Raw genomic sequence first — 20,573 nt, forward strand, 5'->3', positions numbered from 1 at the left:
TGGAAGAGCATGAAAACACCTGAATATTTCATCAAATAGAAACATCAGATTGATTAATTTTTATGGCAATAGCCCACCGTGGTCGGAGCACTTATTTTTCGATGCAATATAAGAGAGGCTTATAAATAACAGGAGTATTCCTAATGCGTTCTTGCGTAATCTATTTCATGCTACCAGGCCGGTTTTTAGCCGCGTCCGCTGGCTATTCCTAATTTCATTGGCAAGACTATATTGAAAGAGGCTCTGCTATAGAGCACGAATATGGGTAATTTTCCGAGGAAATACCGCATGACCCTGTTGCCCAAGCAGAGCAATAACAAAAATCCGATTGATCTCTATAGCGAAATCGTAGACGACTTGCCGGGTCTGATTTGCTTCGGCAACCGCCTTGGCGGTTACTTCAATAAGCAGTGGCGCGACTATACTGGCGCCATCGCCGGTGAACACGGCGCCGCAGACTGGCTCGATGCCCTGCACACCGACGATCGCGATCGCCTGGCCGCGCAATGGCGCCAGGCGATCGTTGCCCTCTCCTCGTTCGCCGGCGAAGCTCGTCTGCGCGAGCGCAGCGGCGCCTACCGGTGGTTCATGCTGGCGTTTAACGCCCGTCAGGACGGCATGGCGCAGGAGCCCAGCTGGTATCTCACCGCCACCGACATCCATCCGCAAATGTTGCAACGCCAGCAAAACGTTCAAGCGCTCTCTATCCAGCAAGACATGCTGGACGCCAGCGTCGACTGCATCAAAGTCATTAATCACGACGGCACGCTGCGCCACATGAATCGCTCCGGCAGCCTGGCGCTCGGTCTTGATCCGGCGCAAAAAGAGTTTGGCATGCCCTGGCTGGGGCTCCTGTCCCCCGAGATCCGTCGCCGCGGCAGCAAGGCGCTGCGCAGCGTCAGAGCCGGAAAAAATGCGCGCTTCGCGGGATTGAGCGTGACGCCGCAGGGTAAAAAACAGCACTGGGACAACATTCTCACACCGGTCAGCGACGAACACGGCGCCGTGGCCGAGATTTTGTGCGTCTCGCGCGACGTGACGTCGCAACGCGTGATGGAACAGCGTCTGTTGCTCGCCAGCGAATATGACGAATTGACCGGCCTGCCCAACCGACGCTTATTCAAGAAAAAGCTGAAGCAAGAGATGAAGCGCGCCCTGCACGGCAAAAAGTCGCTTGGGCTGATGCTGCTGGATCTTGACCACTTCAAGCTGGTGAACGACACGCTGGGTCACGCGGCGGGCGACCATCTGCTGCGGGTCTTGGGTAAAAGGCTCAGCGCCTGCATGAATGCGCATTCGTTCGTCTCCCGCCTCGGCGGCGACGAGTTCGCCGTGGTGATCAGCGACGTCGAAAACGAGCAGGATATTTTCCGCATCGCCAACAAGTTTCTGCTGCAGTTGGAGACACCGATCACCCACGGCGGCAAGACGCTGCATTGCGGCATGAGCATCGGCGGCGCCATCTATCCCAAAGACGCTCGCGACGCTTCGGAGCTGATGAAATGCGCCGATACCGCGCTGTATGAACTGAAAGACGGCGGCCGCGGCGGCGTCTACATGTTCGATCGCAAGATGATGGACAAAGCCCGCGCCCGCGCCAGCCAGCTCAACTACGCACGCCAGATCGTGCGCGACAACTGCATCCGCCCCAGCTACCAACCGAAGGTCTGCCTGATCGACGGCAGCATCGTCGGCTTTGAAGCGCTGCTGCGCTGGCACTGCCCGCAAAACGGCGTACAGCTGCCGGCGACGGTAAGCGAGGCGTTCAACGACTACGAATTGGCAACCAAGATCAGCGAAGCCATGCAGCTGAAAGTCTTCGCCGATATCGCCCGCTGGCGCGCGGCCGGCGTGGCGGTGCGGCCTATCTCGCTGAATGTGTCGCCGATCGAGTTTTTACGCGACAACTACGCCGAAACCTTCCTGCAACGCCTGCTGAAGTTCCGCATTCCCCATCACCTGATCGAACTGGAAGTGACCGAACACGCGTTCAACAAGCACGGTTCGAAATACGTACTGCGCGCGCTGCAAATGCTCAAAGAGATGGGTATCCGCATCGCGCTGGACGACTTCGGCACCGGCCACTCCTCGTTCAGCCATATCATGGACTACCCGCTGGACTGCATTAAGCTGGACTGCGACTTTATTCAACGCATGAACACCGAACCGGCGATCCTGGCGATCGTGGAAAGCATCGGCATTCTCGGTCAAAAGCTGTCGATCGATATCATCGCCGAAGGCGTGGAAACCGAGCAGCAGCGCCAAACGCTGTGCGAAGCCGGTTTCCATATCGGCCAGGGTTTTCTGTTCAGCCGGGCGGTCGACTCCCAGCAGGTGCCCGAGCTGCTGCAGGCGATGCCGCAATCTGTCGAGGGCCGCTAAGCGCCCTGCCGTTCGCCGAACGGCGCCAGTTTCATGCCGACCAGCGTCACCACGCAAATGACCGCCCCGGCGTAAAAGGTGGACGCGGAACCGAACAGCTCCCACAGGGTTCCGGCCCCGAGACTCGCCAGCAGCAATGCCACGCCGCTGATCAGATTGAACATGCCGAACGCGGTGCCGCGCAGATGCGCCGGCGCGGTGTGCGCCACCATTGCCGCCAACAGCCCCTGCGTCATGCCCATGTGCACGCCCCACAGCGCCACGCCAAACAGCACGCCCGCCCAATGATCGCTCAGCGCCAATACCAGATCGGCGGCGATCAGCACCAGCAGCCCGGCTTTCAGCAATCCTTCATGACTCATGCGGTCGGACAATTTGCCGAACGGATAGGCCGAACAGGCGTAGACCAGATTCATGGCGACCATCACCAGCGGGATCAACGCCAGCGGCGTGCCGCCCTGCTGCGCCTTCAAGACCAGGAACGCTTCACTGAAACGCGCCAGCGTAAAGATCGCGCCGATGCTCACCACCCACCAATAGCTGCGCCCCAACAGCCGCAGGTTGGCGCGGGTAATCGGGTTGGTGCGCTTGTGGGTTATCGCGGCGGCCGGCTCTTTCAGGCCGAAAAACAGCAGCGCAATCGCCAGCGCCGCCGGGATCGCCGCCACCCAGAAGATGGCGCGAAAATCGTTGTGCCACAGCAGCATCAGGCCGACGGCCAGCAGCGGTCCTAAAAAGGCGCCGACGGTATCCAGCGACTGGCGCAGCCCGAAAGCCGCGCCGCGGATCTCCGGCGGCGTCACGTCGGCCACCAGGGCATCGCGCGGCGCTCCGCGGATGCCTTTGCCCACGCGATCCAGCAGGCGCGCGCTCATCACCATGCCAGACGACGACGCGATGGCGAAAAACGGTTTGCTGATGGCGCCCAGCCCGTAACCCAGCAGCGCCAACCCTTTGCGTTTGCCGAGATAATCGCTGAGCACGCCGGAGAACACCTTGACGATCAACGCCGTCGCCTCCGCCAACCCTTCGATCAACCCGATGACGATCACGCTGGCACCGAGCGTCGTCGCCATAAACAGCGGCAACAGGCTATGGATCATCTCCGAGGAAACGTCCATCAGCAGGCTCACGCCACCCAATACCCACACGCCGCGCGGTATGCGGCCCAACGTAGCGAAACGCGACGACATGGTTCATCCTCGATCGATTCAGCGCCGCCAGAGGCGCCTCATGATTTTTCCAAGATTGGTTAGTTGATTTTGTTCGTTCACAGATCTGCCGCCTTTAGAGATAGTGCAACGACCGTGTGACACCCATAATAATGAAGGTAATTAACATAATGATATATAGCAAAAAGATGATAGTGATTGCGGCGCTGCTGAGTTTTTCCGCCGCCGCCGCACCAGGCGTGGATCTCGTCGCCAACGAAACGCCTATCCACACGGTGAAAAACGCCGAAGCCGTGGCCAAAATCCCCGCCGGCTTCCGGTTCGTGGAACCCGGCACGCTGACGGTCGCCATTTCTCTGCTGGGCAGCGGCCCGCCGTTCGGCCTGTACGCCCGCGACAATAAAACGGTGATTGGCAGTGAGGCGGACATCGCGCGCCTGGTGGCCGACGGTTTGGGGTTGAAACTCAAGCTGGTGCCCACCTCGTGGGAAGACTGGCCGCTGGGGGTGGCCTCCGGCAAATATGATGCCGCGGTTTACAACATCACCGTGACCAACGAACGCAAGACCAAATTCGATTTCGCCACCTATCGGCAGGATACGCTGGGTTTCTACGTCAAATCCGACAGTAAAATCACCCAGATCAAAACCGCGCCGGATATCGCCGGTAAAAAGATCATCGTCGATTCCGGCACCAATCAGGAAGCGGTGCTGCTGGCCTGGGACAAAGAGAACCGCGCCAAGGGATTAGCGCCGCTGCAACCGGTGTACGTCACCGACAAGGCCGCCTCCACGCTGGCCATTCAGTCCGGCCGCGCCGACGCCACCTTCGGGCCCAACGTTTCCGGCGCCTATCAGGCGCGGCTGACCGGCAAAACCCGGCTGGTGGGCATCGTGCCCGGCGGCTGGCCGAAGACCGCCAACATCGCCGTCACGCTGAAAAAAGGCAACGGCCTGGTGGACGCGGTGCAGGCTTCGCTCAACAGCGCCATCGCCAACGGCAGCTATCTGCAGGTGCTGGATCGCTGGGCGGAGAGCGACGAGAAGATTACCCATTCCGAGATTAACCCGCCGGGGCTGGGGGACTAGAGCATGAACCGGCCCCGCATCGAGGGGCCGGTTATTGATGAGCAATCATGCCGCCTCATTCCGCCGCCGTTTTCTGCCTTCCCAGCTTGCGGTACAGCGTGCTGCGTGAAACGCCGAGCGCCTTCGCCGCCCGGCTGAGATTGCCGCCCGCCCTGTCGATCGCCGCCTGCAGCGCCCCCTGATCGGTATCGGCGTTCTCTTGACGCGGCGCCAGCACCGCGATGGACTGAGGAAGATCGTCCAGGGTAAGCACCGCATGATCGTCCGCCAGCGCCAGCAGCACCTTGAGCGTGCTCAACAGTTGCCGCACGTTGCCGGGCCACGGATAGCGCGCCAGCATCGCCAGCGCCTCCGGCAACAGACGAATGTCGCGCCGCTCGCCGCCCAGCTCTCGCCATAGCTGCAAAATGAAGGCTTCCAGCTGCGCCCGCTCTCTGAGCGGCGGGATGCGCAGGCTGTATTCCTGTATGCGGTACAGCAAATCCTCGCGAAACGCCCCCGCCTCTACCTGCCGATGCAGATCGTGGTGCGTGGCGCAGACCAGCGCGAATTCGACCGGATAAGCGCTGCGGCTGCCGAGGGGCGTGACCGTTTTTTCCTGTAACACCCGCAGCAGGCGCGTTTGCAGGCCCGCCGGCATGTCGCCGATTTCATCGAGAAACAGCACGCCGCCGTCCGCCTCGCGGATCTTGCCGATGTAGCCTTTCGGATTGGCGCCGGTAAACGCCCCCGGCGCATAACCAAACAGTTCGGATTCGATCAGCGGCTCAGGCAGCGCCGCGCAGTTGATCGCCACAAAGTTGCCGTTGCGCCAGCGGCTCTCTTGAAACAGGCGGCGGCTGAAATGCTCTTTACCGCAGCCGGTTTCGCCGGTCACGCACAGCGAAAGGCCGGCGTTGAGAATACGCAGCGCTTTCTGATGCTGCTCGTCGTGCCGTTCCGCCGGCGGCGCAGAACGCAGAGCGCTGACGCGTCGCTGCGGCGCCTCAAGCAACGAATAATAGTGCTGTTGATTGCCGGCCAGCGTCTGGCGCGGTGCGCCGGAAGGCTGTCGCAACAGGTCGGGAAACAGTTGGGTGAACTCAACGGAGCCGAATGAGGCCGACGAAAGCCGGAACTCCATCATCGCCAGTCGATTGGCGGCGATCAGCACTTCGTCGTGAAACACCAGCAGCAGCTCTTGCGCGCTGCCCAGGCAGCGCGCATCGGCGTGCAGACGCAGCGTCCAGTGGCGGTCGGCGATCGCGCTTCTGACCCAGCGGTGTTCGATATGCCGCACCGCCTGCATGATCAGACGCTGTGCATCGCGGTACGGGCGCTGCGCGGGGGCGGAGAGATCCAGTATGCCGGCAATGCGGCCATCCGGCCGATAGATCGGTGCGGCGGTGCAGTTCAATCCGGCATTTTGGTTGAGAAAATGCTGGCCGCCGCGCACTTCGCAGAATGCGCCCAGCGCCAGCGCGGTGCCGATGGCGTTGGTGCCCCGCTCCGCTTCTCCCCACTGGTTACCCGGCGCCAGCGCAAAGCGCGACGCCTTATGCAGAAAGTCGGTATTGCCGCGGGTTTCCAGCACCAGCCCGCCGGCGTCGGCGATCACCACAATGGCGGGCTGGCGCGTAATTTGCGCACCCAGCTGCTCGATCAACGGCTGTACCCGCTGCGGCACCCAATCGTTGCGGCTGCGCAGCTCTTCAAGCAATCCGGCTTTGATAAACGGGATATGTTGATCGGTGCGCGTCAAACCATAACCCTGGCTGCGTTGCCAGGATTCCGCCAACGGCTGGGTCAGCACGCTGGCGCCCTCTGCGGGCAAGCGGTCGTCAGACAACATGCGTTTCTCCCCCCCGTTCGCGAGTGTTGCAAATGTGTATCATAAATGTGTACCAGGCGTTGCGACACGGGACACAAAAAATCATCGGCGGCCGCGGCACCGCTCGATTGCCTTACCCCTGTCAATACCTAACATTTTAATAAATAGCCATTTTTTTACTAATGCTACGTCCATCGCTAATCTGGCACGGGGCGTGCTTCTCTGTGCTGCGGCGACAGGCCGCACTCACAGGCGCAGCGCAATAGCGCCGGTTATCATCTGCAGAGAGGTGCTTCACATGAAATATGTTCACCCCGGTTTGCCTGGCTCGCTGGTTTCGTTCCGTAAACGCTATGGCAACTACATTGGCGGCAAATTTGTCGAACCGGTATCCGGCAACTACTTCACCAACACCTCGCCGGTGACCGGCCAGCCGATCGCCGAATTCCCGCGTTCCGATGCCAAAGACATCGAGCTGGCGCTTGACGCGGCGCATGCGGCGGCGGACGCCTGGGGCAAAACCAGCGTGCAGGAGCGTTCCAACGTGCTGCTGGCGATCGCCGATCGCATCGAATCGCGGCTGGAGATGCTGGCGCTGACCGAAACCTGGGACAACGGCAAACCGATCCGCGAAACCCTGAATGCCGATCTGCCGTTGGCGGTTGACCATTTCCGTTACTTCGCCGGCTGCCTGCGCGCGCAGGAAGGCACCGCGGCGGAGATCGACCAGAACACCGTGGCTTACCATATCTATGAACCGCTGGGCGTGGTCGGCCAGATCATTCCGTGGAACTTCCCGCTGCTGATGGCCGCCTGGAAACTGGCGCCAGCGCTGGCGGGCGGTAACTGCGTGGTGTTGAAGCCGGCGGAACAAACGCCGCTCGGCATCAGCGTGCTGATGGAAGAGATCGGCGATCTGCTGCCGCCGGGCGTGCTCAACGTCGTGCAAGGTTTCGGCGGCGAGGCCGGCGAAGCGCTGGCGTGCAGCAAACGCATCGAAAAAATCGCCTTCACCGGATCCACGCCGGTCGGCCGCCACATCCTCGCCTGTGCGGCGGAGAACATCATCCCCAGCACCGTCGAGCTGGGCGGAAAATCGCCGAACATTTATTTTGAAGACATCATGCAGGCGGAACCGGAGTTTATCGACAAAGCGGTTGAGGGGCTGGTGCTCGGCTTCTTCAATCAGGGGGAGGTGTGCACCTGCCCTTCACGCGCGCTGATCCAGGAATCCATCTACCCGCAGTTTATGGAGAAAGTGCTGGCGCGTATCGCTACCATCCGCCAGGGCGATCCCTTCGACACCGAGACCATGATCGGCGCCCAGGCGTCAAAACAGCAGTACGACAAGATCCTGTCCTACATCGACATCGCTAAAAACGAGGGGGGCAAAATCGTTGCGGGCGGCGAGCCCGCCCAGCGCGGCGACGAAGTGCAAAACGGTTTCTACCTGCAGCCGACGCTGATTACCGGCAACAACAGCATGCGTTTCTTCCGCGAGGAGATCTTCGGGCCGGTGATTGGCGTCACCACCTTCAAGGATGAGGCCGAAGCCCTGGCGCTGGCCAACGACACCGAGTTCGGGCTGGGCGCCGGGCTGTGGACCCGCGACATCAACCGCGCTTACCGCATGGGCCGCGCGATCAAAGCCGGGCGCGTATGGACCAACTGCTACCACCTGTACCCGGCGCACGCCGCGTTCGGCGGCTACAAAAACTCCGGCATCGGGCGCGAGACCCACAAGGCGGCGCTGTCGCACTATCAACAGGTGAAAAACCTGCTGGTCAGCTACGACGCCAAGCCGCTGGGCCTGTTCTGAACCCGGCGTAATGACAAGAAGGCCACCCGCAGGTGGCCTTCTTTTTGCGCGTGGCCTACTTCGCCATGCCGAGATCGATCACCATGCGACCGCGAATGGTGCCCGCCTTCATCTCGTCGAAGATGGCGTTGATATCCCTCAGCGGCCGCTTGGTCACTTTCGGCGTCACCTTGCCTTCGGCGGCGAACTGGAACGCCTCCTTCAGATCTTCGCGCGTGCCCACCAGCGAACCCACCACCTGAATGCCGTCCAGCACCAGGCGCGGAATGCTCAGATCCATGCTCTCCGGCGGCAGCCCCACGGCCACCACTTTACCGCCGGCGCGCACCGCATTCACCGCCGAGTTGAAGGCGGCTTTCGCCACCGCCGTCACCACCGCCGCGTGAGCGCCGCCGGTTTGCTGTTGAATGATCTCCTCCGCGTTTTGCGTTTTGGAGTTGATGGTCAGATCGGCGCCGATCTGTTTGGCGAACTCCAGCTGACCGTCGTTGACGTCGATGGCGATCACTTTGGCGTTAAACACGTTCTTGGCGTACTGCAACGCCAGGTTGCCCAGCCCGCCAAGGCCATAAATGGCGATCCACTGCCCCGGTTTGATATCGGAAATCTTCACCGCCTTGTAGGTGGTGACGCCAGCGCAGGTGATGCTGCTGGCGGCGAAAGAATCGAGCCCATCCGGCACTTTCACCGCGTAGTCCGCCACCACGATGCACTCTTCCGCCATACCGCCGTCAACGCTGTAGCCGGCGTTTTTCACCGAGCGGCACAGGGTCTCGTTGCCGCTGACGCAGTATTCGCAATGGCCGCACCCCTGGTAAAACCAGGCGACGCTGGCGCGGTCACCCACTTTTAACGAGGTGACGCCCTCACCGACGGCGGAGACCACGCCGATACCCTCATGCCCCAACGTAATGCCCGGCACCTCGCCGAAATCGCCGTTTTTCACGTGCAAATCGGTGTGGCACACCCCGCAACACTCCATTTTCAACGCCGCTTCGCCGTGCTTCAGCGGGCGCAGCACTTTATCCTGAATGTCTACGGTATGGTTTTTCGTCACTACGGCAGCTTTCATGGTGTTTTCCTTAGCAGTGTGGGAAGTACAGTTGTTAATGTAGTGACTGTATTCGGCGAGGGCAAGCGCCGCGTGTTTTGTGTAAAAACAAATAATTAAATATGAATCAGTCTGATTATTTCATAAAAAACCATTAACAGACGGCGCGATCGCCTTGAGATTGGCAGCCGTGAACGATCGCGCCTCTCTGGCTTGATTTACCCCTTGAAGCGATTAACAGGAATTTTGAGGTAGTGCCGCCCATCATCTTCGCAATCAGGCAGTACGCCGCCGCGAATGTTGACCTGCAGCGCCATCAGCATCAATTCCGGATGCGGCAACGTGGCGTCTCGCTGCTTTCTTTGCGCGATAAATTGAGCTTTATCCATGTTGGCCACCCAGGGGTTGTTCTCGCGCTGCTCTCTCACAGTGCTTTCCCAGCGGGCCTCACGCCCCGCCGGGCGGTAATCATGGCCGGTAAACAGGCGGGTATCCGCAGGCAGGCTCAAGATCCGCTGCAACGAATCCCACAGGGCTTCCGCATTTCCGCCGGGGAAATCGGCCCTTGCGGTGCCGCTGTCCGGCATGAAAAACGTATCGTGAATAAACGCCGCATCGGCAATGTGATACGTGACGGAAGCCAGCGTGTGGCCAGGAGACAGCAAGACTTCAGCGCGCAGGTTGCCGATAAAAAAGACGTCCCCATCCGCAAACAGCGCATCCCACACGGTCTCGGCGGGAGGCAGTTCCTTCAAATTATAGATGTCTTGCCACAGCCCCTGCACGGCGGTAATTTTTTCGCCTATGCCGGTAAGGGCGCCGGTTTTCTGCGCCAGCCAGGTGGCGGCAGAAAAATGGTCGGCATGCGGGTGCGTATCCAGCACCCAGGCCACACCCCACCCTCGCTGCTGGATAAAACTTAAAATGGTGCGGGCCTGCTGATGCGAGACCGTGCCCGATCGGCGATCAAAATCCAGCACCGGATCGATGATGGCGCAGCGACGCGCCTTGGGATCGGCGACGACATACTGCAGGCTGCCGCTTTCCGGCTCATAAAACGCATGCACTTCCGCATGAGACTGAACGGGCTGATGCCGGCGATACCAACTGAGCGCCTTATCGGCATCCGCGCCATATTCTTCGCATTGGCTGCGGAATTGCGCTTCATCGATCCGCCCTTCACTCAGCGCATACAGCAGAGTGAGGCAAGCCGAGCGCGCCCCGCTCCGGCAGTGCGCCAGGGTCTTCTTGCCTTGCCGCAACAGAAACTGGAAGGTGTAAACGGTCTCCCAGGTCAGCGTATCGAACGTATAAGGGAGATAGACGTAACGCATCCCCCCTTGTTCAGCCAACGCTTTCTCTTGCTGATGGTCAAGATACTCTCCCGGCTCTTCGTCCGGCCGGTTGTTGACGATAAGCCGGTAGCCTTGTTGATGCAGGGTAGCAAAATCACTCGCTGCGGGCGCCCCCGAAAAGGAGAGCTGATGATGGTATGTACGGATGCGCATATTTTTTCCTTCTGTCTTATAAGCTTTTAAAAAGCATATAAAGGGCCAGCACCAAGAGCATGGCGGCGTAGAGCACACGGATAATGTCCTCGCGTTTCTTCAGGCGCTCGGTGAGCGCAACCCCCACGACGCCCCCCAGAACACCGCCGACGATCAGCCAGCACGTGATGACGAGCGACACCTTGCCGGACAAGGCATAGCTTGCGCTCGTCGATAAACCCATGGCAGAAACCACCACCAGCGAGGTGGCCACCGCTTCAAGCAGCGAAAAGCGGAAAAACCAGAGCAGCGCCGGCACCACTAAAAATCCGCCGCCGATCCCCAGAAAGCCGGCCACCGCGCCCAGCGCCAACACGCAGGGCCACACGATGGCGGGATGAAAGGCCGCATCAGGAGAAGCCAATCCGTTGCCGGCCCGGTGATTTTTTTTCAGCGTTAATCCGGCGACAATCAGCATCAGCAAAGCGAAAGGCAGGGTTAGATAGCGCCCGTCCGTGATTTTTCCTATTTGTGAACCTGCCAGCGTGCCGGCCACCGCGACCAGCGACACGACAATGCCAGTTCGCCACCGGACGTTTCCTTTGGCGGCGTGCGCAAAAAGGTTGAGCAGCGCGCTAACGGCGACGGACATGGCGCTGGTGCCTATCACCAAATGCGTATCCGGGATTTGCACCATATACAGCAGCAGCGGCACACAAACGATGGAGCCGCCTCCGCCTGTCAGGGCCAAGAGAAATCCGACTATTCCTCCGGTTATCACCAATAACATCAGGGTATAAAAATTAAAATGGAAAAAATCCAATGGGTTAATTCCTGAACGGTGTTTGTGGTATTTATTAACGATCAGTTCGCATTGATTGTCAAATAACTTATTACATTTAGCTATTACATATAGCTAAATCGAATATGTGATTTTTAATATAACCATAAGTTCTATGAATTCCCTTTTAATCTGGGCATTAACCCCCTACTTTCTTATGAAAGGAGGCCTGCATGAAACCGGAAAAAATAAACACCAAGAAGAAAGTTGTTGTTATTGGCGGTGGTTCATCTGGAATAAGCGTCGTGGCAAGCATAAGGAAGCGAGTTAAAGGCATTGATATAACGGTAATTGAACCTAGCGACTGCCATTATTATCAACCGGCATGGACCCTGGTGGGCGGCGGGCTGTTTGATATCAATAAAACACGGCGTTCCATGCGCGCCGTCATCCCCCTAGGAACCGCATGGATTCAGGATAGTGTGGTCAGGGTGGAGCCCGGCAAAAAATATGTCGAGACCCGCCAAGGGCAGAAAATAAACTACGACTTCCTTATTGTTGCCTGCGGCCTCGTTTTACGTTGGGATAAAATAGAGGGTCTTGAAGAAACGTTGGGAATGAATGGCGTCACCTCTAATTATCGTTTTGATCTTGCGGAATACACCTGGAAACTGGTTCGTGAAATGCAAGGCGGCGAGGCGATATTTTCCCAACCGCCGGTTCCGATAAAATGCGCCGGCGCGCCGCAAAAAGCCTTATACCTTTCATGCGATCACTGGCGGCGACAAGGTGTCCTTAATAATATTAACGTCAATTTCTGCCTGGCGGGCGCGGCGGTATTCGGCGTGCCGCAATTTGTTCCTCCGCTGACCGATTACTTGAAGAAATACCACGCACAGGTTAACTTCCGGCATAATTTAGTTCGCGTTGATGGGCTGCGTCGGCAAGCGACCTTTTCTCTGGACGGTGATGAAGAAGACAAACGCGAAGTGACACTGCCCTTCGATATGCTGCACGTAGTGCCGCCGCAATCTGCGCCGGCGTTTATTTCGCAAAGCGGACTCGCGGATGGCGCCGGCTGGTGCGATGTGGATAAATTGACGCTGCAACATAAGCATTGGCCGGATATTTTTGCGGTAGGCGACTGTTGCTCAACGCCAAACGCCAAAACCCTGGCGGCAGCGCGAAAGCAGGTGGTGGTGGTGGCGGAAAACGTCGCGGCACGTATTCATGGCACGCCTCTCACTGCACATTATGATGGTTATGGTTCCTGTCCATTGACGGTCGAGAAAGGCAAAGTTGTGCTGGCGGAGTTTGGCTATGACGGTAAATTGCTGCCCACGTTTCCACTGCTCGACGCCACCCAGCCCAGCCTTATGGCCTGGTGGTTGAAAGCCTGGTTTTTGCCCCGGTTTTATTGGGCGGGCATGCTGCGCGGGGTTGAATGGTTTGCCGGAAGCAAGCGGCCGTGACGAACACGCGGCTCCCCTTGTCGCTCTGGCCGCAGCAGGCGCTTGACTATTTGGCGATACACAGCCACCATCGCTTGCGAGCCCGCAGGCTGATTGCAAGCCGTCACCACTAACCGGTCGATCAACGATGAAAAACGCACCCGCCGTTACGATTCACTACTGTTCACAATGCAACTGGCTGCTGCGCGCCGGCTGGATGGCGCAAGAGCTGCTGAACACCTTCGGCGACGATCTCGCCTCCGTCACCCTGATGCCGGGCACCGGCGGGGTCTACCAAATCAGCGTCGATGGCGTGATGATTTGGGATCGCAAGATTGACGGCGGCTTCCCCGATGCGGCGCAGTTAAAGCAGCGGCTGCGCGATCACAGCTTCCCCGATCGTTCTCTCGGCCACAGCGACGGAAAAAAAGCCAGACACTGAAGGCCGTCAGCGCCCCGTCGGCGGCTGCGCGCCGAGAATGCGCGGCATCGTTTCTTTCATCATTTCCATAAATTTGCGTAAACGCGCGGGATAATAGCTGGCGTAGGGATACAACAGGTAAATAGGCAGTGGCTCGGCTCGCCACAGGGGTAACAGCGTCTGCAGAGCGCCTTGCGCCAATTCTTCTTTCACCACCCAAGACGACACGATCGCGACGCCCAGCCCTTCCAGCGCCGCCTTGCGCGCCGCATAAAGGCTGTCGGTGCTCAACCTCGGCGCGATGTCGAAACGCCGCTGTTCACCGCTGGTCGCGTGAGTCAAGACGACCTCATTACGATAAAAACTGTTTACCGCCAACCACGGCAATGAGGCCAAATCGTCGAGATCGACGATCGCCGGTCGTTCAGCCAACAGCGCCGGTGACGCCACCGTGCTGCGCGGCACCTCCGCCAGCAACACCGCCACGACCGACGGATCGGTCACCGCCCCGACGTGAATGGCGCAATCCACCCCCTCGGGAATAAAGTCCGGAGAATGATCGTTCAGCGTCCACTCAACGTAAGTTTGCGGATAGCGCCGCAAATACTCGCCCAACGGACCGATCAGCTGATCTTGACCGAATGCGTGCGGCGCCCGCACGCGCAACACGCCGACCGGTTCGTCGCGCGCGCCGCCAAGCCCTTCTTCCAGGCTTTGCCATTGTTCGATCAGCCCCCGCGCCTGGCGGTAACAGCGCTCGCCGTCGTCGGTCAGTTTGAGGGCGTGGGTCGTCCGCTGGATCAGTTTGGCGCCCAGCAGCTGTTCCAATGCCTGCAGACGCCGGCTGATTGTCGGCTGCGAGGTGCCCAGCTGCTGCGCCGCGGCCGACAAGCTGCCGCTTTCGACGATGCGCACCAGCGTATGCAGCAAAGTTATGCGGTCGCCGTTAGGTAAGTTAATTTTATTCATACGTTAAGTGTATAACAGTTTTACCTGCGAGGGGGCTACAGCGGAATGAAGCAAGCGGTAAAAATGGCCGCACATTCACCTTGCAGGAATTTTTGCCATGAGCACCGCCACCACCCACGGCGCACCGTCCGCCAACGTCGTATTTCTGCTGGCCGCCGGCGCCGGCCTCAGCGTCGCATCAATCTATTACAGTCAGCCCATGCTTGGCATGATGGGTGCCGATTTCCACGCCGGCGTCGCCGATGCCGGCATGGTGCCGACGCTGACCCAGTTAGGTTATGCGCTGGGCATTTTACTGTTGGCGCCGCTCGGCGACCGGTACGATCGCCGGCGGATCATTCTGGTAAAAGGCGCGCTGCTGGCGCTGACGCTGTTACTCTGCGCTTTTTCCGCCTCGTTCCCGCTGTTGTTGCTCAGCAGCCTGGCGATAGGCCTGACCGCCACCGTCGCGCAGGACATTATCCCCGCCGCCGCCACGCTGGCGCCAGAGGCCAGCCGCGGCAAAACCGTCGGCGCGGTGATGACCGGGCTATTGGCCGGCATTTTGCTGTCGCGCGTGTTCAGCGGCGCGCTCGCCGAGTTCGCCGGCTGGCGCAGCGTCTACGCGCTCGCGGCGCTGGGCGTTTTGCCGATCACGCTGGCGATCTGGCGCATGTTGCCGCGTCTTCGCCCCCATAACGCGCTGAGTTACCCCGCGCTGCTGCGCTCACTGGGACATCTGTGGGCCGAGTATCCCGCGCTGCGGCGCGCGACGCTGGCGCAAGGCTTTCTGTCATTGGGCTTCAGCGCTTTCTGGTCAACGCTGGCGTTGATGCTGGCGGAGCGCTACCAGATCGGCAGCGCGGCCGCCGGCGCGTTTGGCCTGGCGGGGGCGGCGGGGGCGCTGGCGGCGCCGTTGGCGGGAAGTCTGGCCGATCGGCACGGCCCTGACGTCGTGACCCGTATCGGCGCGGGACTGGTTCTGGCCTCCTTCGCCTTGATGTTTTTGCTGCCGCTGTTGCCGCTCCCGGCGCAGCTGGCGCTCATTGCGCTGAGCGCCGTCGGATTCGACCTGGGCATCCAGGCTACGCTGATCGCGCATCAAACCATCGTTTACGGTCTCGATCCGGCAGCTCGCAGCCGATTGAACGCCCTCTTGTTCACCGGCGTATTCATCGGTATGGCGACCGGCGCCGCCCTCGGCAGCCGCATTCTGGCAAGCGCGGGCTGGCCGGGTGTCGTGGCGCTGGCGACGGCGGCGGGGGCCGTGGCGCTGTGGATCCGCAGCGGGCGCAAAACGGCGCGCGTAGCGGCCTGATATCGCCCTCTACTGGCGCAAGCGGTTGATTTTACCCAGGCCTCTTGCGCTATACTGAGCGCCCTTTTTGCTACGCATTTAAAACAATTTTATGATGGAACGCTTGCTAGAAAACGCGATGTACGCCTCCCGCTGGCTGCTCGCGCCGGTTTATTTCGGCCTTTCACTGGCCCTGGTCGCCCTGTCTATCAAATTTTTTCAGGAGATCCTGCACGTCCTGCCCAACATTTTCTCCGTCGCTGAAGCCGATCTGATCCTGACCCTGTTGTCGTTGGTCGACATGGCGCTGGTCGGCGGGCTGCTGGTGATGGTGATGTTCTCCGGATACGAAAATTTCGTCTCGCAATTGGATATCACCGAAGGAAAAGAAAAACTGAGCTGGCTGGGCAAAATGGACGCCACCTCGCTGAAAAACAAGGTCGCCGCATCTATCGTCGCCATCTCCTCCATTCACCTGCTGCGGGTGTTTATGGACGCCAAGAACGTGCCCGACAACAAGCTGATGTGGTATGTGATCATCCACCTCACCTTCGTGCTCTCCGCCTTCGTGATGGGTTATTTGGACAAGGTGACCCGCTCCAAGCATTAAACGCGCCGCCACGCCCGATCGTCAGGATCGGGTGTCATCCCCTCCTTCGCTATTCCCCAACCGTCGTCGCCGTCATGTCTTTCATCTGGCACATCTGATGATAATTTTATTATAATGTCATTACACTCATTATGGATCGAACGCCGGCCACCGCACCGGATTCGCCGCAGACAGGATCACGCACCTCCATGCCATTAAACGGTCACCCCCTGCAATTCAACGATATTCAGGCGATTCTGCCTCATCGTTATCCCTGCCTGTTGGTCGATCGCGTGCTGCCCGCCGGCACCTGCATTGCCGAAGGGCGGCTGAGCGCCATCAAGAACATCACCGCCAATGAGCCGACGTTCTGGAACGGCCATGCGCACTTCGCCGGTTTTCCCGGCGTGCTGTTGGTGGAAGCGCTGGCGCAAAGCACCGGGCTGCTGGCGCACTATTATCTCGGGGCGTTGAACGAAGGGGAACATTACTACTTCGCTTCCATTCAGCGGGCGCGGTTTTATCGCGCCGCCCGTCCCGGCGACCAGGTGTTGATGGAGGTCGCCTTTGTACGCCGGCGTGGCGCGATCGCCCGCTTCACCGGCCGCGCCAGCATCGATGGCCGGCGCATTTGCACCGCCGATTTCATGTGCGCCCGTAAATAGGCCGCTTGCCAAAGGAACCCTGCGAATACCATGTCTCTGGTTGACAGCTTACTCAGAACCCTCGATTTCTCCCCGCGCGGCCAGGTGATCGCTCGCGAAGCCGACGCCTGGGGCGAAATCATCGTTTCCGATCACAAGGACTACCGCACGCTGCGGTTTGACGGCATCTGCGAGCAAAGCAAGATGAGCCTCAGCAACCCCGCACAGCCGATCCACAACTACATCAAAGCGATGCTGATGGCGGTGGCCTGGCAGCCGCCGAGCTCGGCGTTGATCCTGGGGTTAGGCGGCGGCAGCCTGCTGCGTGCGCTGCACGCGCTCGATCCGGCCATGCGTCTGGACGTGGTTGAACTGCGCGCCGCAGTGATCGCCGTCGCGCGCCGCTATTTTACGCTGCCGGCCACCGACACCATCAGCCTGCGTACCGCCGACGCCATGGACTTTGTGCGTCCGCCTGCCGAGACGCGTTACGATCTGATTTTCTCCGATCTCTATTCGGCGTTCGCCATGGATCCGCAGCAAGGCACCCAGACATTCCTGGAAAACTGCGCCGCGCGGCTGAACGACGGGGGCTGGCTGGTGCTCAATTACCACGATCTGCCCGATGAGAACAGCCTGCTGTACCACAGCCTTCACCGGATATTCGGCACCGTATTGTTTTGCGTCGCCCCCAGCGGCAACGTGATCATTTACGCCACGCCGGCCCAGGTGACGTTGCCGCTCAGCACGCTTCGCACGCTGGCCGCCGGCAGCGGCGAGCTGTTCAACTGCGAACTCGGCTACCTGTCACGCAAGATAGAACGGCTGCATTTCCGCTAAGAACGAGCGGCGACGCGGTCTGGCTGGCCGCTTCGTCCACATGGTATTATCATTCAGTCATCATTCTCTGGAGGATCCTGATGGAAAAGAAAACGGCGCGGCTAACGGTGCTGATTGACCCGGACAAGAAGAAAGCCCTGGAAGAGCTGTGCCTGCAGCAGGACGTCACCCCTTCCCAGGTGGTGCGTCAGCTGATCCGCGATTATCTGCACAAGCATCAGGTGGATTATCCCAGCCAGCCGACCCACGCCAATCCGCGAGTCGAGAGCAATTGAACGGCGGCCTGCCCCGCAAACCGTGAAGCGCGCTTCCCCCTGCGCGCGTCCCTAATCCGAATCCTCCACGGCGGTCTGTCCATCCTGCAATATCGCTGCTACTGTTTTAGGCGTTCATTATTCTCTCTTGGGAAAGGAAACGCGCCATGTTCAGCCATATTACCGTCGGCGTCAGCGATCTGGATGCCGCCGCCGCGTTCTACGACGCCATTCTGTTGCCATTGGGTTTACAACGGCGGGAAGTGACGCCGGACGGCGGCCCCGCCGCCCGCTGCTGGGTGATGCCAGGCCAAACGCTGCCGCGTTTTTACGCCTACCAACCCTTCGACAGACAGCCCGCCAGCGCCGGCAACGGCAGCATGCTGGCCTTTCTCGCCGCCGACGAGCTGGCGGTTAAACGCGCCTACGCCGCCGGTCTGCTGGCGGGCGGCAGCAGTGAAGGCGAACCCGGCGAGCGCGCGCACTACGGCAAAGGCTATTTCGGCGCTTACCTGCGCGATCCCGACGGCAACAAGGTGCATGTGGTTTATCGGGGAGATCTCGCCTGATGAAATGCTCGGTTTACATCGCCACCAGCGTAGACGGATTCATTGCCGGCCCGGATGGCGACATTGACTGGCTGCTGCGGCCCGAATACGCGGTTTCGCTGCTCAATGGGTTGAGTTTTGAAGCGTTTGTCGCCGACATCGACGCGCTGGTGATGGGTCGCCATACCTATGAAAAAGTCCGCGCCTTTCCCGAGTGGCCCTATGGCGCACTGCCGGTGGTGGTGCTGTCGACGCAGCCCGCACCGCACGGCGCAGAACCTGTCCGCTGGATGAGCGGCGAACCGGCCAGCGTCGTGGCGCGGTTGGCCGAGGTCGGCTGCCGTCACCTGTATATCGACGGCGGCCAGACCGTGCAGCGCTTCCTGCAGGCCGGCTTGATCGACGAACTGACGATTACGCGCGTGCCGCTGCTGCTGGGCGGCGGTATCCCCTTATTCGGCGCCGACGGCCCGGAGCAGCGCCTGCGCCTGCTTGCCGTCACCTCATCGGACAACGGTTTCGTGCAAGAACGCTACGCGGTTCAGCGCGCGCCGTAACGCAGCATCAGGCGGCGGCCTCCGAAGGCGATGAGCAACGCCGCCAGTGCCAACAGCGCCGCCACGCCGTAGGTCACCCGCATGCCGTAAGCCGCGGCGGCCGCAGTGCCCGCGACCTGCTGCGAAGCCAGATAAAACAGCGCCCCCATCGCCGACGCGCCGGTGATCGCCCCGAGATTGCGCGACAGGTTCACCATGCCGGCGATCAGCCCGCGCCGTTCAGGAAACAGATCTTTCATCAGCATGGTGTTGTTGGCCACCTGAAACAGCGCATAGCCGGCGGTCAGCAGCGCGATGGGGGCGATATAGCCGAGCACGCCCCAACGGTTAAGCAGCGACAGCAGCGCCGCGCCGGCAGCCACCGCCATCAGCCCAAGCAGGGCAATGCGCTGCGATCCAAAACGATCCACCAGATAGCCGGCCGGTATGCCGGTCAGGATCGCCACCGCCGGTCCCGCCGACATCACCAGCCCCACCTGCGCGGCGCTTAACTCCAGCGCGCGTGACAGATAGAACGGCCCGACCACCAGCGTGGCGGTCATGACCGTCATCACCAGCGCGCTGGCCGCCAGCCCCGCCGTCAGGGCCGGATGACGGAACATCGACGGCGCAAGCAGCGGCGATGCGGCGCCGCGCTCCACGCGGATAAACAGCGCCCCCGCCAACAGCGCCCCCAGCATCAACGCCAGATTGAGTGCGCCGAAGTCGCCGCACCCGAGGGTCATCGCCAGCGAATAGCAGAGCAATGCGCCGCCCAGCAGCAACGTGCCGGCGCGATCGAACGGTTCCGCGCGCACTGCCGCGCGCGGCCCATTCGGCAAGTATCGCCAGGCGAGCCACAGCGCCAGCAGGCCCAGCGGCAGGTTGATCAGGAACATCGCCCGCCAGCCGAAACCGGCGATCAGCGCGCCGCCCAACGACGGCCCCAGCGCGGTGCCCACGGCCGACATCGTGCCGAGCAGCCCCATCGCGCGGCCGATTTTTTCCGTCCCCAGCGCCTCGCCCGCCAGCGCCATGGCGATCGACATCATGACTGCGCCCCCCAGCCCCTGCGCCAGGCGCGCCGCCAGCAACAGCCACAGTTGCGGAGCCAGCGTGCAAACCAGCGAAGCGGCGGTAAACAGCGCGATGCCCGCCAGCAGCAGGCGGCGGCGATTGAGGCTGTCGCCCAAACGGCCAATGCCGATGATGCAAGTGGTGACGGCCAGCAAATAGCAGAGCAACACCCACTGCACCGCCTGGAACGAGGCATGGAACGCGGTGGCGAGCGCCGGCAGCCCGACGTTGGCAATGCTGATGCCAAGCGATGACAGCAGCATGCTCAGAGAAAGAGCGGCCAGTATGCCGCGGACGCCTTGCGGCGAAGGATGGGATAACATGATGAACACTCCTGACATTGACTGCGGGTAAGCCTATGTCAGGGGGCAGGATGGC

At 60.5% G+C, this 20,573-nt stretch carries 19 protein-coding genes; 12 read left to right on the forward strand and 7 right to left on the reverse strand.

What is annotated here, in order from left to right:
- Positions 1–288 precede the first annotated feature (288 nt).
- Entirely contained in the window at positions 289–2,382 is a 2,094-nt protein-coding gene (locus ACJ8KE_RS06190) for a putative bifunctional diguanylate cyclase/phosphodiesterase (RefSeq protein ID WP_016927753.1), read from the forward strand.
- Here ACJ8KE_RS06190 and ACJ8KE_RS06195 read toward each other — a convergent pair.
- Complete coding sequence (locus ACJ8KE_RS06195; protein ID WP_016927754.1) at positions 2,379–3,575, reverse strand: MFS transporter; 1,197 nt, start codon at positions 3,573–3,575, stop codon at positions 2,379–2,381. The genes ACJ8KE_RS06190 and ACJ8KE_RS06195 overlap by 4 nt on opposite strands.
- Positions 3,576–3,724: 149 nt before the next feature.
- Here ACJ8KE_RS06195 and ACJ8KE_RS06200 point away from each other — a divergent pair, with 149 nt between their 5' ends.
- Positions 3,725–4,642: an ABC transporter substrate-binding protein gene (locus ACJ8KE_RS06200; RefSeq protein WP_442517165.1), complete on the forward strand. Its 918-nt coding sequence runs from the start codon at positions 3,725–3,727 to the stop codon at positions 4,640–4,642.
- A gap of 55 nt (positions 4,643–4,697) precedes the next feature.
- Here ACJ8KE_RS06200 and ACJ8KE_RS06205 read toward each other — a convergent pair whose 3' ends face one another.
- Positions 4,698–6,473 carry a sigma-54-dependent Fis family transcriptional regulator gene (locus ACJ8KE_RS06205; RefSeq protein ID WP_097102058.1) on the reverse strand — a complete coding sequence of 592 codons (1,776 nt, stop codon included), beginning with the start codon at positions 6,471–6,473 and terminating at the stop codon, positions 4,698–4,700.
- A 277-nt stretch (positions 6,474–6,750) separates the two neighbouring features.
- Here ACJ8KE_RS06205 and exaC point away from each other — a divergent pair, with 277 nt between their 5' ends.
- Positions 6,751–8,271, forward strand: coding sequence for an acetaldehyde dehydrogenase ExaC (gene exaC, locus ACJ8KE_RS06210; RefSeq protein ID WP_239441851.1), 1,521 nt, complete (start codon positions 6,751–6,753; stop codon positions 8,269–8,271).
- A gap of 55 nt (positions 8,272–8,326) precedes the next feature.
- On the opposite strand, the gene adhP is transcribed toward exaC, so the two are convergent.
- From adhP to ACJ8KE_RS06225, 3 genes are all read right to left on the reverse strand, one after another.
- Positions 8,327–9,343: an alcohol dehydrogenase AdhP gene (gene adhP, locus ACJ8KE_RS06215; RefSeq protein WP_016927758.1), complete on the reverse strand. Its 1,017-nt coding sequence runs from the start codon at positions 9,341–9,343 to the stop codon at positions 8,327–8,329.
- Between the two features lie 197 nt (positions 9,344–9,540).
- Positions 9,541–10,830: a bifunctional sulfur transferase/dioxygenase Blh gene (gene blh / locus ACJ8KE_RS06220; protein ID WP_079452149.1), complete on the reverse strand. Its 1,290-nt coding sequence runs from the start codon at positions 10,828–10,830 to the stop codon at positions 9,541–9,543.
- Between the two features lie 16 nt (positions 10,831–10,846).
- Positions 10,847–11,632, reverse strand: a complete 786-nt coding sequence (locus ACJ8KE_RS06225; protein ID WP_442517166.1) for a sulfite exporter TauE/SafE family protein — start codon at positions 11,630–11,632, stop codon at positions 10,847–10,849.
- 191 nt (positions 11,633–11,823) lie between these two features.
- On the opposite strand from ACJ8KE_RS06225, the gene ACJ8KE_RS06230 reads away from it, so the two are divergent.
- Together ACJ8KE_RS06230 and ACJ8KE_RS06235 are read left to right on the forward strand one after the other, a co-directional pair.
- Positions 11,824–13,062: an FAD-dependent oxidoreductase gene (locus ACJ8KE_RS06230; protein ID WP_442517167.1), complete on the forward strand. Its 1,239-nt coding sequence runs from the start codon at positions 11,824–11,826 to the stop codon at positions 13,060–13,062.
- A 127-nt stretch (positions 13,063–13,189) separates the two neighbouring features.
- A complete protein-coding gene (locus ACJ8KE_RS06235) occupies positions 13,190–13,483 on the forward strand; it encodes a SelT/SelW/SelH family protein (RefSeq protein WP_004928553.1) in 294 nt (97 codons plus the stop codon).
- 6 nt (positions 13,484–13,489) lie between these two features.
- Here the strand turns inward: ACJ8KE_RS06235 and ACJ8KE_RS06240 are convergent, their stop codons facing one another.
- A complete protein-coding gene (locus tag ACJ8KE_RS06240) occupies positions 13,490–14,431 on the reverse strand; it encodes a LysR family transcriptional regulator (protein WP_015377850.1) in 942 nt (313 codons plus the stop codon).
- 97 nt (positions 14,432–14,528) lie between these two features.
- Between ACJ8KE_RS06240 and ACJ8KE_RS06245 the strand changes: the two genes are divergently transcribed.
- The 7 genes from ACJ8KE_RS06245 to ACJ8KE_RS06275 all read left to right on the forward strand — a co-directional run bounded on the left by ACJ8KE_RS06245 (position 14,529) and on the right by ACJ8KE_RS06275 (position 19,139).
- Positions 14,529–15,728: an MFS transporter gene (locus tag ACJ8KE_RS06245; protein ID WP_442517168.1), complete on the forward strand. Its 1,200-nt coding sequence runs from the start codon at positions 14,529–14,531 to the stop codon at positions 15,726–15,728.
- Positions 15,729–15,822: 94 nt separating this feature from the next.
- Positions 15,823–16,317, forward strand: coding sequence for a TIGR00645 family protein (locus ACJ8KE_RS06250; RefSeq protein WP_025302805.1), 495 nt, complete (start codon positions 15,823–15,825; stop codon positions 16,315–16,317).
- 188 nt (positions 16,318–16,505) lie between these two features.
- Positions 16,506–16,961 carry a 3-hydroxyacyl-ACP dehydratase FabZ gene (gene fabZ / locus ACJ8KE_RS06255; RefSeq protein WP_004928563.1) on the forward strand — a complete coding sequence of 152 codons (456 nt, stop codon included), beginning with the start codon at positions 16,506–16,508 and terminating at the stop codon, positions 16,959–16,961.
- A 30-nt stretch (positions 16,962–16,991) separates the two neighbouring features.
- Positions 16,992–17,780 (forward strand): spermidine synthase, encoded by a 789-nt coding sequence (locus tag ACJ8KE_RS06260; RefSeq protein WP_016927766.1) that lies wholly within the window; start codon positions 16,992–16,994, stop codon positions 17,778–17,780.
- A gap of 80 nt (positions 17,781–17,860) precedes the next feature.
- The gene (locus ACJ8KE_RS06265; RefSeq protein ID WP_004928567.1) at positions 17,861–18,055 is read left to right on the forward strand and encodes a ribbon-helix-helix protein, CopG family; all 195 of its coding nucleotides are present in this window, start codon (positions 17,861–17,863) and stop codon (positions 18,053–18,055) included.
- A gap of 146 nt (positions 18,056–18,201) precedes the next feature.
- Positions 18,202–18,603 (forward strand): VOC family protein, encoded by a 402-nt coding sequence (locus ACJ8KE_RS06270; protein ID WP_015377846.1) that lies wholly within the window; start codon positions 18,202–18,204, stop codon positions 18,601–18,603.
- Positions 18,603–19,139, forward strand: a complete 537-nt coding sequence (locus tag ACJ8KE_RS06275) for a dihydrofolate reductase family protein (RefSeq protein ID WP_016927767.1) — start codon at positions 18,603–18,605, stop codon at positions 19,137–19,139. The genes ACJ8KE_RS06270 and ACJ8KE_RS06275 overlap by 1 nt, the downstream gene beginning before the upstream one ends.
- On the opposite strand, the gene ACJ8KE_RS06280 is transcribed toward ACJ8KE_RS06275, so the two are convergent.
- Positions 19,124–20,518, reverse strand: a complete 1,395-nt coding sequence (locus ACJ8KE_RS06280; protein WP_079452152.1) for an MFS transporter — start codon at positions 20,516–20,518, stop codon at positions 19,124–19,126. The two genes, ACJ8KE_RS06275 and ACJ8KE_RS06280, sit on opposite strands and share 16 nt — an antisense overlap.
- Positions 20,519–20,573 lie beyond the last annotated feature (55 nt).

The sequence above is a fragment of the Serratia sp. CY56464 genome, assembly GCF_052168435.1.
GTDB lineage: Bacteria > Pseudomonadota > Gammaproteobacteria > Enterobacterales > Enterobacteriaceae > Serratia > Serratia marcescens.